14 protein-coding genes and 1 tRNA gene are annotated in these 13052 nt (G+C 44.6%); 7 read left to right on the top strand and 8 right to left on the bottom strand.

Features of this window, described 5'->3' with window-relative positions; translation table 11 throughout:
- Positions 1–15: 15 nt before the first annotated feature.
- The 6 genes from J8N69_RS04975 to dinB all read right to left on the bottom strand — a co-directional run bounded on the left by J8N69_RS04975 (position 16) and on the right by dinB (position 4649).
- Positions 16–387, bottom strand: coding sequence for a hypothetical protein (locus J8N69_RS04975; RefSeq protein ID WP_168825541.1), 372 nt, complete (start codon positions 385–387; stop codon positions 16–18).
- Positions 387–845, bottom strand: a complete 459-nt coding sequence (locus J8N69_RS04980; RefSeq protein ID WP_168825539.1) for a DUF2489 domain-containing protein — start codon at positions 843–845, stop codon at positions 387–389. Before J8N69_RS04980 ends, J8N69_RS04975 begins: the two co-directional genes overlap by 1 nt.
- Before the next feature lie 31 nt (positions 846–876).
- On the bottom strand, positions 877–1689 hold the full coding sequence (locus J8N69_RS04985) for an inositol monophosphatase family protein (RefSeq protein ID WP_168825537.1): 813 nt from the start codon (positions 1687–1689) through the stop codon (positions 877–879).
- Between the two features lie 38 nt (positions 1690–1727).
- Positions 1728–2396 carry an alpha/beta hydrolase gene (locus tag J8N69_RS04990; RefSeq protein ID WP_168825535.1) on the bottom strand — a complete coding sequence of 223 codons (669 nt, stop codon included), beginning with the start codon at positions 2394–2396 and terminating at the stop codon, positions 1728–1730.
- A gap of 127 nt (positions 2397–2523) precedes the next feature.
- Positions 2524–3504, bottom strand: coding sequence for a hypothetical protein (locus J8N69_RS04995; protein WP_168825533.1), 981 nt, complete (start codon positions 3502–3504; stop codon positions 2524–2526).
- Positions 3505–3584: 80 nt separating this feature from the next.
- Positions 3585–4649, bottom strand: coding sequence for a DNA polymerase IV (gene dinB, locus J8N69_RS05000; RefSeq protein ID WP_168825642.1), 1065 nt, complete (start codon positions 4647–4649; stop codon positions 3585–3587).
- 376 nt (positions 4650–5025) lie between these two features.
- On the opposite strand from dinB, the gene J8N69_RS05005 reads away from it, so the two are divergent.
- The 6 genes from J8N69_RS05005 to J8N69_RS05030 all read left to right on the top strand — a co-directional run bounded on the left by J8N69_RS05005 (position 5026) and on the right by J8N69_RS05030 (position 9010).
- Positions 5026–5655 carry an LPP20 family lipoprotein gene (locus J8N69_RS05005; protein ID WP_168825531.1) on the top strand — a complete coding sequence of 210 codons (630 nt, stop codon included), beginning with the start codon at positions 5026–5028 and terminating at the stop codon, positions 5653–5655.
- Between the two features lie 82 nt (positions 5656–5737).
- Positions 5738–6934, top strand: coding sequence for a flagellar assembly protein FlgT (locus J8N69_RS05010; RefSeq protein WP_168825529.1), 1197 nt, complete (start codon positions 5738–5740; stop codon positions 6932–6934).
- Between the two features lie 60 nt (positions 6935–6994).
- Positions 6995–7225: a cell division protein ZapB gene (locus J8N69_RS05015; RefSeq protein WP_168825527.1), complete on the top strand. Its 231-nt coding sequence runs from the start codon at positions 6995–6997 to the stop codon at positions 7223–7225.
- A complete protein-coding gene (locus tag J8N69_RS05020; RefSeq protein WP_168825525.1) occupies positions 7222–7689 on the top strand; it encodes a hypothetical protein in 468 nt (155 codons plus the stop codon). Before J8N69_RS05015 ends, J8N69_RS05020 begins: the two co-directional genes overlap by 4 nt.
- Before the next feature lie 205 nt (positions 7690–7894).
- On the top strand, positions 7895–8875 hold the full coding sequence (locus J8N69_RS05025) for a ProQ/FINO family protein (RefSeq protein WP_168825523.1): 981 nt from the start codon (positions 7895–7897) through the stop codon (positions 8873–8875).
- A gap of 51 nt (positions 8876–8926) precedes the next feature.
- Positions 8927–9010, top strand: a tRNA-Tyr gene (locus J8N69_RS05030).
- 207 nt (positions 9011–9217) lie between these two features.
- Here J8N69_RS05030 and J8N69_RS05035 read toward each other — a convergent pair.
- On the bottom strand, positions 9218–11380 hold the full coding sequence (locus tag J8N69_RS05035; RefSeq protein ID WP_168825521.1) for a Tex family protein: 2163 nt from the start codon (positions 11378–11380) through the stop codon (positions 9218–9220).
- Between the two features lie 360 nt (positions 11381–11740).
- Here J8N69_RS05035 and J8N69_RS05040 point away from each other — a divergent pair, with 360 nt between their 5' ends.
- Positions 11741–12139 carry an H-NS histone family protein gene (locus J8N69_RS05040; RefSeq protein ID WP_168825519.1) on the top strand — a complete coding sequence of 133 codons (399 nt, stop codon included), beginning with the start codon at positions 11741–11743 and terminating at the stop codon, positions 12137–12139.
- Positions 12140–12295: 156 nt separating this feature from the next.
- On the opposite strand, the gene trmB is transcribed toward J8N69_RS05040, so the two are convergent.
- Entirely contained in the window at positions 12296–13009 is a 714-nt protein-coding gene (gene trmB, locus J8N69_RS05045; RefSeq protein ID WP_168825518.1) for a tRNA (guanosine(46)-N7)-methyltransferase TrmB, read from the bottom strand.
- Positions 13010–13052 lie beyond the last annotated feature (43 nt).

Genomic DNA, 13052 nt, shown 5'->3' on the forward strand with positions numbered 1-13052 from the left:
CTATTTTAAAATAAATCAAACTGTGTAATTTGATTTATGCTGCCACTCATCTAACAATATTTCCAACTGCGAAAGGCCTTGTTTATTAAAACACATACAAAGCCGCCCATTTATTAATTGCGTCCCTTTCACACCATACTCATCGATCAGCAAACACTGCTCTCTTAACTCATCCAGCACATCATCATCTCTTACCGTCATACCAATAAAAGCATGCCATTCATATTCAGGCAAAATCCCTTGAAGCGCCCTTTTCAGCAAGGTCACACACTGATCTTGTGTCAACCTATAATAAGGTACTTTAGATTGATGACGAATAAAAAACAGCACCAGCAAAACTAACAGCAAGAACAAAAAACTGATAGAAACCAACAGCTGAATCAGCATTACTTGAAATCATAAGCCATTAACGATGACTTAGCTCGCTGTAAATGCTCAGTATACTCAACTTCGTAAGCATCCATTTCCAGTCGAAACTTCACTTTCGCGAGCTTGGGTAAGTCGCCCCACTGTTCGTGGGTTGGAATATGCTGAGTTTTCTCGGTAATAATATAAAAGGCTGAAATATCGTCGTCTTCAGACAAGTCTTCACTCAACTGATCCAACAAGTGCTTAATCCGAATACTCGCTTCAATCCAATTCAATTCATCGGTTCCAGCAACACTCAATAGCACTCGGATACTGTCGATCCTTTTTTGACGCTCTTCAAGAAAGCGATTTTCTCCTGCCTGAACCCTTTCTTCTCGGACTTTATTCAATGCAAGCTGGCGTCGAATAAACCAGAGCGAAGCCACAATAACCACCAGCGAGAACAGCAGCACAATCATAAAAGCAGTAAAAGACATAAAAAAACCCAATAAATAGAAAGTGGAAAAACTATATAGTCGTATTAACAAGCGCCAAAATATCGTCGTATAAATCAGGCGTAGACACCAATAAGCCTTCACCATTTACCACTTCAGGCCAAACCAAGGTTTGCGGTAAATAGTACCCCACGGTTGCCCCCGCTTCCTCAGCAATTAGAGCGCCTGCCGCCATATCCCAAGGCTTTACACTTTCAAAATAGACATCCAGACGCCCCGCGGCCACCCAGCACAAATCCAGCGCGGCGGAGCCATTACGGCGAACATCTTGGCAATGATGCAAAATACGCGATACACGCTCAACAATAGGAGCTAACGCTGTTTTTTGATAGGGAAAACCCGTCGCCACCAGCGCGCTTCTTAACTCTTGCGCACCAGAAACCGCCAAACGCTTACCATTACAGAAAGCACCGCTGCCTTTTAATGCCCAAAAGCACTCCCCTAAAAAAGGCGCATTCACCACACCTAAAATACGTTTATCGCCAATATAAAGGCCAATAGAAACCGCCACATGATGATGTCCATGGGCAAAATTCACCGTACCATCAATAGGGTCGATCACCCAAACAGGCACATCTGTAGCAAGCGCACTCAGATCCATATGAGGCGATGACTCTTCTGACAAAATAGCGTGCGAAGGGTAGCGGGCAATAATACCGCGACAAATGAATTGATCAACCGCAATATCCGTCGACGTAACCAGCTCATGATCCATTTTGTAATCACGCACAAAGGTCGAATTTTCTCGGGCTTCAAGCATTATCTCGCCCGCTTTCATCGCTAACGTTTTGGCAAACTCTAGCCACTCTATGTCGTTATTAGACACTAAAAAAACCCCTTAAAACCGATACTGGACAGCACAAACTAAGCCAATCGAGCATTTAACCAATGAGAAATATCTTGCACCTGCTCAGAGCAAACAGAGTGCGGCATATCATATGATTGATAGGAGACAGAAAAACCTTTCGATAACAAAAGGTCCCTCGCCTGCGTCGCCAACACCGGCGCCACAACAGGGTCTTGCGAGCCATGATGAATAAGAATAGGCGTTTGACCATTGGCACAAACATCCGCCTGCGGCGCATCATCGCCACTGACCAGATAGGTTGATAACCCAAGTATCCCAGCCAAACTATGCTTGGTTCGCAAAGCCGTATGATACGCGATCACGCCACCTTGCGAAAAACCCGCCAAAACAATACGGTTTGGGGCAATACCTTTATCAATTTGATCTTGTATGAGACGCTCAACGTGGCCACAAGACTCATCAATATTATCCATGTCCACTTTACGTGCCAACGTCATTTCATAGATATCATACCAAGCACGCATCTCCATACCGCCATTGATCGTCACTGGGCGGCGTGGTGCATGAGGAAACACAAAACGTAACTTTAACGTAGGCAGTAGAGACAAGGCCGGCACTAAAGATTCAAAATCATGCCCATCTGACCCAAGGCCATGCAGCCAAATAACAGCGGCATCAGGTTGCTGGTTTGTTTCTACTAAAACAGATGGCAGTAATTCAGTCATTTTTAACACTCCAAAAAAATAGGCTATCGCAATTCGCCATAGCCTATCATATTGCCATTTTTCGCTCGACAGCCATCTTAGGCTAATGAACCGAAAGGTTAGTCACTTAATCTTCTAAGCACAGACTCTAATGCTCAACAGGAAGGCGCATTTCCGCCACACTCTGATCTCTATTTAATTGAAATAACACATCAGCCCGCTCTGGCATTACGCTCAACATATGTCGAGTCAAGCGCTCATAATACTGCATAAAACGTTTAAGCTCGCCAGAAGACATGACTTTTAAATCAATGGTATCCAACAAAACACCATGTATATCATGAAGATGGCTCTCCAACATTCGCTCTTGCTTATTGCGCCAGTGGTAAACAACATCATAATCGGGCGCTTGCATCCAAGCCATGAGGTTAATATTGGAAAATAGCTTTTTATAGTCCTCTTTAAGCAGCTGATTCACGGTATTCCGCCATACACCACTTGCGTCCATCTCAGCTTCAAGCGCATTAATGGGACGATGCAAACCACCATTCACCGGCGGCACCCCAACACACCAACCCTCAAACAACACCACATCAACGGGCCCTTGAACCTCTTGCCACAAATGAACCGCCTTGCGGTCATCAATGGATTTATCAAAGCGAGGCAACTTCATAACCTCGCCTTCTTTAAGGTTTTTAAGTCGTTCAAACAACAGCAAGGCCAAGTCCGTATCGTGGGTCCCTGGCACGCCACGAACCTCAAACATCGCCGTGGTTTGGTGGGCAAATTTCAGCCGATCCTGCCGTGTCCGATACAAGTCATCCAGACTAAGCACAATACAGTTTAGGTCAAAGCCTTTGTGTAATATTCGACTAATAACATTACAAAACGTAGTTTTACCGCACCCTTGAGCACCGCCGACACCAACCACTAACGTGCTCTTAGCGGCTCCGGATTTTTGACTTAGCCAGCTGGCAAATGGCAGATAAAGGCCGTCTAACTGCTCTACCAAGTTAGGGTCAGCGTACAAGGACGACAAAACCTGCTCAACATCAAACCGCAATCGTTTAGACAAGGGGTCTGGCATGCTTAGGTCTTGATAGTGGAACGTATTCTGTTGCTTCAACATAATAATCACCTCCGTACCATTCATCGCCTAAGTATAGTAAGCCAACGGCCGAATAATCAAAGTTTACACATCAATTTCAATCACGACTCAAACACCAAAGCCAATTGATGTGGCTTTGGTGGTGACAAACGATAACCCACGCCAATCAAACGCACAGGACGACGAAACCGAGCATAAGCCTGCGCCAGCAAAACCGAAAATACGTCATCCGATAACTTGTGCCTTATGGGGCGCTCTATGGTGGTTTGCTTAAAATCATCGAACTTGACTTTAAGGTAATATTTACTCAGTTGGGTATCGAAATTCCGCCCCGCCATACGCGTTTTCAAATCCGCTAACAACATTGGCAGCACGGCTTGGCACGCCCGTAAATCAGACAAGTCTTTTGCAAAAGTATGCTCCACTGAAAGACTTTTTCTCTCCCTAGAAACCGTCACCGGACGATCATCAATGCCAAGCGCAAATTGCGACAAACGGAACGCCATACTGCCAAAATGCTTTTGCAATAGGGCAAAGTCCAGTTGCTGTAAATCCGCACAGCTAAACACGCCCAACAAGGCTAGCTTGTCTTGAGCAACACGCCCTATCCCCGCAATAAATTTGACCGGCACCGCAGACACAAACGCAAACTGTTTTTCCGGCGTCACAACTGTTAAGCCATCGGGCTTATCCCAATCGCTTGCTACTTTTGCGATAAACTTATTCGTCGCCACTCCAGCCGATACCGTAATGCCAATCTCGCTTAAAATTCGGGCGCGAATTTCCTCAGCCATGCGCGTTGCACTGCCTTGAAAACAAGCAGAATCAGTGACATCCAAATAAGCCTCATCCAATGACAACGGCTCAATTATGTCGGTAAATTCCCGGAAAATAGCCTGCATTTGCTTCGACGCCTCTCGGTATTTATCCATCCTTCCAGGTAACACCAACAAAGACGGACACAAGCGCTTTGCAACCGACGTCGGCATAGCAGAACGTACCCCAAATTCACGAGCCGCGTAATTGGCGGTTGATAACACGCCGCGACGGCTAGCAGACCCACCAATAGCAATAGGAATACCCCGCAAACGAGGATTGTCCCGCATTTCAATGGCCGCATAAAAGCAATCAGCATCAATATGGATTATTTTACGATCAACACTCATAGCCAATGGAAACTCACCGCAAAAACACTGTATAAAAAACCAGTCTAGCGTATTTTTCATACCGATTCATTAGCTGCTTAAAAAAGATAGCGGTCGACCTTACACCAACGCAATGACCATAAAATCACGAGAAAAAGCCATAGAAATACAGAAAAACAACAGATTTACGATAAAAAACAAAGAAAAAGCGCATTTTTAAGCAACCAAACATGGACGCTAACGCGTAAAATGGTTTACATTTTGTCCATTAAGAAAAACACGTTCAGAAACAACAGCAAGGCTCATCTATTTGAGTGCTTACTGTATGTTGCTGCAACAATAGTTTATTCTCCATGTCAGGCATAAAAAGCGCAGGTTTTCACACAAAGGGCACACCATGAGATCATCAATTCAACTATTATTCATCGCCATTGGTGCAATGACCCTAGCCGGTTGTCAAAACTTCAATCAGAACCCAGACGGTACCGTATGCAGCTCCGTGGCACCCTGTAATGGCAACTCAATTGGGTCGTCAAGCGGCGCATATTATCCGCAGCAAACAGGCGCTTTGAATGCCAACAACACCATCGCCGTGATTAAACAAGAGCCGATTATCGTCACCGCTACCGGGTACGCGGCCATGATGACGAACAAACGCCTCACCAAATCACAAGCTCGAATCATGTCGCTACGAAGCTCTATGCTGGACGCCTACAGAAATCTATCAGAACGAGTCTATGGTTTGAAAATAGATGGCTCCAGCTCACTCAGCAATATGGTGATGCAAAATGACGAGCTAAGAACTTATGTGGACGCCTATCTAGTCGGCGCTAAAGTGGTTTCGCAACGAGAGCATGAAGACGGCACATTTGAAACCGTTGTCGAAATGGCGCTGCAAGAAAACTTTCGTCAGTGCTTAAGCTCAAACAATGTACAAGCAGACCCGAATTGTAAAATCCAACCCGGCTATCGCTCGATAAACGTTGAAAACGCCACCCCAACGACCAACTTTTATAGTATTGAATAACCATGAATAGTATTGATTAACCATGAACAGCATCAAACAACCATGAACAGCATCAAACAACCATGAACAGCATCGGATTTCTATGTTGACCCGTCACTATGCATTCGTCACCTTACTCCTCACCGCATTCCTTTCTGCGACCTCTTCGGCCGAAAGTATCGATGCCGTAGGAGAGGCCATCATTTATAATAACGACATTGCTGATGCACGCTACAGAGCCACACAGCAAGCCATCAAGCAAGCCGTGCTAGAGTCGGGTTCAAGAGTCAATGTGAGAGACGAACTCAGCAATGGCAAACTAGAATCAAGCCTAGATATACGCAGCTCAGGTTACGTCCAAAAAGCCAGAATTTTATCCGAACAACAAAACGGTGATTTCTTAACGGTGGTGGCACGTATTGACGTTACCCCAGACTCTCAATGCAGCACAGGGGCAACCAGCTACTATAAAAAAACCGTCGGAGTAACAGGCTTTGAACTGCAAGTACCGCAACAGGCTAGGCTCGGAGAACTGAGTAATATCGCCCGCGAACTCCCCAAAAATTTGGCCGATGAAATCAACAAACAAGGCTATGTTAAAGCGCTCACCGCCACCAATATTGCCATTTACCCCGACCTGATCAACGCCCCTTCTTCAACCAACGTCGACGGATCGCTCACTAATGTCACCCGCATCAGCGAACAACTCGGCGTGCAATACATTATCAGTGGCGTAATAAGAGACATTGGAGAAATTTACCTAAGACGCCCCAACGACAAAAATGCCAAAGACCTGCTTGACGAAGAAATAGATAAAGAAAGAAATTTCGTGGTCGATATATACATTTATGATGGTTTTAGCGGCGCCCTGTTGTTTGAGCACAGATACAATGAAATTGGCAACTGGGATATTACGGACCATGCTAGAGTCGGCTTTGGCAGCGCCAAATTCTGGACAGTTCACTACGGAAAAGTAGTGAAGCAAGCATTAAAAGAAAGCGCCCTAGACACAAGCGAACAACTGCGCTGCCAACCTTTTATTGCCAATATTTTTCGTACAGAAGGAAATAGGATTCACATATCGGCCGGCTCCCTAGCAGGCATTAAGCCAGGAGATAAATTCAATGTTTATCGACGATATGAGGTGTTTAATCAGCTACAATCGACACAAACCCAGCTGAACAATGCCAATATCAGTGTTACAATCAAGCAAGTTCAACCTAACTTTTCAGTCGGTGAACTTGTCGTTGATTCGCATATACTCAACGTACAACAACAGGATGTTGTTATTGCTTGGTAATTTTTACACAACAGCGCCCACACTAATGATGGCGATTTTTATTTTTTAGGATAGAGAACAATGAATAACGAACTATTACACCACCTAGAACAACGCATCAACGAAGCCGTAGAAGAAATAGGTTCATTACGCAAGCGTATCGCAGAACTCGAAATGCAAAATTACGAACTGAGCGAAGAAAAAAGCGACATGCAAAACACGCTAAACGAAACAAAAGAGCAGCAATCAAACTGGGAATCGTCACTTTCTCAAATGCTAAACCGCCTCAATCAGATGGACAACAAACAATGAAATCATTTTTACTTGCCGCTTTAGTCCTCGTGAGTGCTCATGCATCAGCTGAGAGTCAGATTGCGAGTCTAGTAAATTTTGAATCAACAGCCGCTCGCCCCAATACAGAACAGGAGAATATCACCTCTATTCTGAGCGGCTCGCTGGAACACATCACACCATCCAATATTTCTATCTACGGTGGCTTCTCTTTCATTTTGGGAGAAACCTTTGAAACAGGCGTTAATATAGGCGCTCGCTTTTACAGCGCAGCGCCTGCTTTTCAGTTTTTCCCGGGGATTCCGATCTGGACATTTGTCGGTGGTGGGGTGTCATTTTATGATGAAACCACCTATTACCCAGAAGTAGGTTTTCGCATAGCAACGTCTGACGTTTCACGCATCGACGTGTTTGCTAGAATCCTAAACAGCAGTAGCGATATATACGACAGACACATAATGGTTGGCGCCGGGCTGACATTTTAAGCAACAGACAAGAATTTGAGCAAAATGAAACGAGTCCCTTTTTTGGTCACAAGCTGCATTATCGCTGTGGCCTATATGTGGTGGAATAATGACAACACTATCGCCATTACATTACCGAGCGACGACCAGCGGAAAGAAATGATAGGCACAAGCAAGACACCCAACATTCCGCTAACTCCAATACATCATTGAGCCTTGTGTCTTTATGGAACAACTTATTGCCAAACTCGACGCTAAAATTAATTGGCTAACAACACAGCTAGAAAATGCCAATAGAGAAATACAACAGCTAAAAGCAAACACCAACGACTCCATTGAACACAGTGCATCAATGGATCTATTGCAACACATGGCAGGTCGCTCAACAGAAGATCAATTGCAGCTTTATATAGAAGACTCTCTTGACCTTTTAGAGACCGAATCGCCCCCTAAGCAAGTAACAAAGCCAAAACCTGTTGAATATCAACTCGACTTTGACTTATTGCACGAGCATGCTGGTAACAGCAGCACCACAACCACGACAACAGAACAGATTGATTACATGACAACACAAAACTCTGAGCTTAACGGCTTGCAAGAAGACGACAAACTAGTCGATAACGACACTAGCGTGCAAGAAGCAAGTGACAGCACCATAGAGACAGCGACATTGACGCCAGAACAAAAAAAGCGCCAAAAAAACCAGAAAAATAATCGCCGTCTAATCAAAATGCTTGAAGACCGTTATCCCAAAGCGTTTGACTGGAATCAACCTAAGCCTTTAAAAGTCGGCATAGACAAAGACATGGTTCTAGACGACGACTTCAATGCCAGCAAACAAAAGCGCGCATTAGCGGCCTACACACGCTCCGACAGATACAAAAAGTGTCTATTGTCAGGCCAATCAAGAATCGACTTAGAGGGTGTTGCGGTCAATAACGAACCCGCTCTACCAGACTCTATGATGCCGGTAAAAGCCAAAAAGGCTACTGTCGATAGACCTGACAGAGCACCAAAAGACAGACAAACCAAGGAAAGAGCCGCGCAACCTGCAAGAAGCCAGCAAAAGCCTCGCGCTAAAAATACGCCTCAGGCAAAACCTAAAACGGCGAATAAACCCACACCTCAACAAGAAGATATATATGGCGACTTATCCCCAGAAGAGCGCATGAAAGCGAAACTGGAAAAACTGCTAAATAAATCTTAAAAAACAGTTTACATCATAATGCGCGGCATATATTATGTGCCGCGCTGCTGTGGAGGGGTTCCCGAGTGGCCAAAGGGAGCAGATTGTAAATCTGCCACGAAAGTTTCGGTGGTTCGAATCCACCTCCCTCCACCACTTATTTTCTAAAGGCAACATTTCAGCCTTGATCCAGAGAATAAGCCAAACACGCTATCCAACGACTTCAAGCACACTATTAAAATACACTCTCCAACGACTTAAAATATTCCCTCTAATGGACTTAGTAACACACCAAGTCACACTATCGTGTACTCGCTACAACCGTCTCAAATTGAAACGGTCAGCCCCTTAAAAATCATCGGCTCAAAGACCGTTAGCCTTCAATGCGATCCGCTTACGTGACACATCAACTTCTAACACCGTCACGGTCACCACCTGACCGACTCGAACAAAATCTCTTGGGTCTTTCACAAAGCGGTCAGCTAACTGAGAAATATGAATCAAGCCGTCTTGGTGTACGCCCAAATCAACAAACGCGCCAAACGCCGCAACATTGGTCACCACCCCTTCTAACGTCATACCTTCATGCACATCCTCTAGCGTTTGCACCCTTTGATCGAATGACGCATAACGAAATTCCGGCCGTGGGTCGCGCCCCGGCTTAGCCAATTCAGCTAATATATCCGAGTAGGTAAAATCCCCCGCCTGCCCAAACGTCGGTGCTAATTGTTTTAATTGCTGCAAAGCAGCGCCATTATTAAGCAATTGGTGCGCTTTTACCGCCAACTGAGCGGCCATTTGATGCACCAATGCATAAGACTCAGGGTGCACACCAGACTGATCTAACGGCTCCTTTCCATTTAAGACACGCAAAAATCCCGCACATTGCTCAAAGCACTTATCACCAACACCTTTAATTTTTAACAACTCAGCACGGGATTCAATACGCCCTTTTTGTTGACGATAATCGACGATATTCTGCGCCAAACGGCCAGTCAAACCAGACACATAGGACAATAAAGACACAGAGGCCAGGTTAATATCCACACCAACTCGGTTCACGCAATCCTCGACAATAACAGCAAGCGATTTAGACAGCTGAGCGGCTTTTACATCATGCTGATACTGACCAACCCCAATAGCTTGAGGGTCAATTTTCACCAACTCAGCCAGAGGGTCTTGAAAGCGTCGAGCAATGGACACCGCCCCCCGGATGGTCACGTCTAAATCAGGAAACTCCTGTATCGCAATAGGAGAGGCTGAATACACAGACGCACCCGCCTCACTTACCACCACAGCACGACACTCTAGATTAGAAGCCGCAATCAATGCGCGTACCAACAGCTCCGTTTCTCGCGATGCGGTACCATTTCCAATCGCCACCCAAGTAATTCGATATTGCTTGATGTGCTTTAATAGCAGCGCATTCGCCTCTTGAATGCGATTCTGAGGCCCATGAGGGTAAATCACACCGTGATCCAACAATTCCCCTTGCTCACCAATAACCGCTAATTTAACCCCATTACGAAAGCCAGGATCCAACCCTAATACACGGTGTGCCCCTGCTGGAGCCGCCATTAATAAATCCTGCAGGTTATTAGCAAAAACCTGAATAGCCCCTTCTTCGGCTCGCTCTTTTAGCTGAGCAAGAACATCGGTTTCGAGTTTAGATAATAACTTCTTTTCCCATGCTGTATTTAAATAACGTCGCTGCAAAGGCGTCACTGACCGAGACAACACTGCCGCCACATTAAACAGCTGACCAAAATGAGAGAAAATTAACGCCTCTGGGTAGTTCTCTTCATTTAGCAGTAAGGTATTCAACTTTAATATTGATTCTTTCTTACCTCTAAAAAGCGCAAGTAATCGATGAGCTGGAATGTTATTTATACGCTCTTGATAATCAAAATAGTCCCTGAACTTTTCTCCTTGTTGCTTTTTCCCTCGTAGAACACGGCTAATTAAAACCCCCTCTTTCAACAATAGTGCACGCCCTCTCTTTAATACCTCGCTGTCATTTGAAATAACCTCGCTGACAATATCAACCACCCCTTCCAAAGCTTGCTCAGCAGAAAGTGAGATCCTATTTTGCCGACACCATGCGTCCACCGCCGTCAGCGAGTCAGAACGCTGACCAGACCATATCTGCTCAGCAAGAACGTCAAGCCCGTTATCTCTTGCCTCATCCGCTTTACTTTTACGTGTCTTCTTGAAAGGCGCGTACAAATCTTCCAGCTCACTTTTAGACGTGGCCTGCCGAATTTTATCAAGAATCAAGTTTGAGACATTCGATTCCTGCATTAATAAAGCAAGAATACTTTCTTTACGTTTTTTAAACTCAACAAGATATTGCCACCGCTCATAGAAGGTGCGTAAATCAACATCACTCATCCCTCCAGTACTTTCTTTGCGATATCTCGCCACGAAAGGAACCGTCGCACCGTCTTGAAATAATTGAATAATATTATCGCTGTGTGTTTTTAAAATAGAGAACTCTAAGCTCAAGTCATCTGATATGGAATTCATTTATTATCCTATTGTTTACACTTTTTTAACGATTAAAACACATAATTTAATTAGCATATTAGAGTATTTTTTATTAGAATCCACGCACAAACTTGAAATAGTATAAAATTGCGTCACAATATACTAACCCCATTCAATGTTTATTGAACCGTGATTGACTATTATGCTGACGATTCTAGATAAAATATTGTAATTCTCTAATATAGATTCATAATCGATCCAGAGAATGCTTATTTTTTTCCATTCGTGGAAGCCTCGAATTCATAAATATAAGCACATATCACTGAGCATAAAAGATGGATCTCTTTTCAGTGCAGGACAAAATCAGCCCCGCTCTTAACAGATAAATAGGAGACACCAATGAGTTTATTACTAGAATTAGCAAGCAATAAAGCCAAAGCACGCGCCGCCGCAAAAGAATTGACAGTCGCACAATTAGAAAACCTAATTGCCGGCTTTAATAACGCACTTGAGAAAGTCAAAGAAGAAGAAGAAGCCCGTAAAGCAGAACAAGCCATGAAATCGGTTCGTGCTGAAGAGATTGCGGACTTGATCGCGAAAAGTGGCCTCACCATAGAGGAAATCACACAGCTCACTATGCCAAAGGCAGGCGCGACAAAAGGCAAAACCGTAGACCCTAAATATCGCCTTACGATTGATGGCGAAGTATACGAATGGACAGGTCGTGGCCGCACACCAAAAGTATTCCAAGAATATTTTGATGCGGGCAACAGCCGTGAAAGTGTTGAAATTAAATAGTTTCAACTTTTACACCGCTTTTCACAGACGGTAGAAATAATAAAAAAGCGAGTCATTTAAAATGACTCGCTTTTTTATTATCTTAATCTTTTATTTACCTAGCTTTTGAGTGCCGCTTCTACTGCATCACTTTACTCTATAAGCTAAGTCGCTACGCTAATTGGATTTCTTGCTGTAAATCAAATCCCAAACACCATGCCCTAAACGCTCGCCACGCTGTTCAAACTTAGTCAACGGACGCCATTCTGGACGAGGATGATACAAACCTTTGCCAGCTGCATTATCGTACTGGGTTTGGCTTTCCATCACCTCCATCATATGTTCAGCGTAAGGCTGCCAATCCGTAGCCATATGAAAATGCCCCCCCGCTTTCAGAACCGCTGCCACTTGTTGAGCAAACAAAGGCTGAACAATACGACGTTTATTGTGCTTCTTCTTGTGCCAAGGGTCGGGGAAAAACAACTGGAACGCACTGGCCGCACTTTGAGGTAGGCACTGAGCCATCACTTCAATGGCATCATCGCAGTACACTCGCAGATTAGAGAGGTTGGCGTCTTTCGCCAACATCATTAGTTTGGCCACGCCAGGCGGATGCACCTCAATACCAATAAAGTCTTTCTCAGGAGCATTTTTCGCCATCTCCACCAAAGAGGCCCCCATGCCAAATCCGACTTCAAGCACCACATCGGATTGACGGCCAAATACCGTCGCATAATCAATTCGGCCATCCGCTAACGCCAAACCGTATATGGCCCAATTGTTGTCATAATGCTTTTGTTGGCCTTCTGTCATGCGGCCGCCTCGCACCACAAAGCTGCGAATAGTGCGTTTTATAATGGAGTCTGGAATGTCTTTGTTTTGCTCTGGCATGATGTTGTAATCGCTTAATATCTTCTATTTGACGGGCTAATAT

This window comes from Marinomonas profundi (genome assembly GCF_020694005.1).
GTDB lineage: Bacteria > Pseudomonadota > Gammaproteobacteria > Pseudomonadales > Marinomonadaceae > Marinomonas > Marinomonas profundi.

Bases quoted from the DNA above. Each gene is read 5' to 3' on its own strand.
- J8N69_RS04995 (WP_168825533.1), bottom strand. From the start codon at position 3,504: ATGTTGAAGCAACAGAATACGTTCCACTATCAAGACCTAAGCATGCCA.
- J8N69_RS04990 (WP_168825535.1), bottom strand. From the start codon at position 2,396: ATGACTGAATTACTGCCATCTGTTTTAGTAGAAACAAACCAGCAACCT.
- dinB (WP_168825642.1), bottom strand. From the start codon at position 4,649: ATGAGTGTTGATCGTAAAATAATCCATATTGATGCTGATTGCTTTTAT.
- trmB (WP_168825518.1), bottom strand. From the start codon at position 13,009: ATGCCAGAGCAAAACAAAGACATTCCAGACTCCATTATAAAACGCACT.
- J8N69_RS04980 (WP_168825539.1), bottom strand. From the start codon at position 845: ATGTCTTTTACTGCTTTTATGATTGTGCTGCTGTTCTCGCTGGTGGTT.
- J8N69_RS05020 (WP_168825525.1), top strand. From the start codon at position 7,222: ATGAAATCATTTTTACTTGCCGCTTTAGTCCTCGTGAGTGCTCATGCA.
- J8N69_RS05040 (WP_168825519.1), top strand. From the start codon at position 11,741: ATGAGTTTATTACTAGAATTAGCAAGCAATAAAGCCAAAGCACGCGCC.
- J8N69_RS05035 (WP_168825521.1), bottom strand. From the start codon at position 11,380: ATGAATTCCATATCAGATGACTTGAGCTTAGAGTTCTCTATTTTAAAA.
- J8N69_RS05015 (WP_168825527.1), top strand. From the start codon at position 6,995: ATGAATAACGAACTATTACACCACCTAGAACAACGCATCAACGAAGCC.
- J8N69_RS05010 (WP_168825529.1), top strand. From the start codon at position 5,738: ATGTTGACCCGTCACTATGCATTCGTCACCTTACTCCTCACCGCATTC.
- J8N69_RS05025 (WP_168825523.1), top strand. From the start codon at position 7,895: ATGGAACAACTTATTGCCAAACTCGACGCTAAAATTAATTGGCTAACA.
- J8N69_RS04975 (WP_168825541.1), bottom strand. From the start codon at position 387: ATGCTGATTCAGCTGTTGGTTTCTATCAGTTTTTTGTTCTTGCTGTTA.
- J8N69_RS05005 (WP_168825531.1), top strand. From the start codon at position 5,026: ATGAGATCATCAATTCAACTATTATTCATCGCCATTGGTGCAATGACC.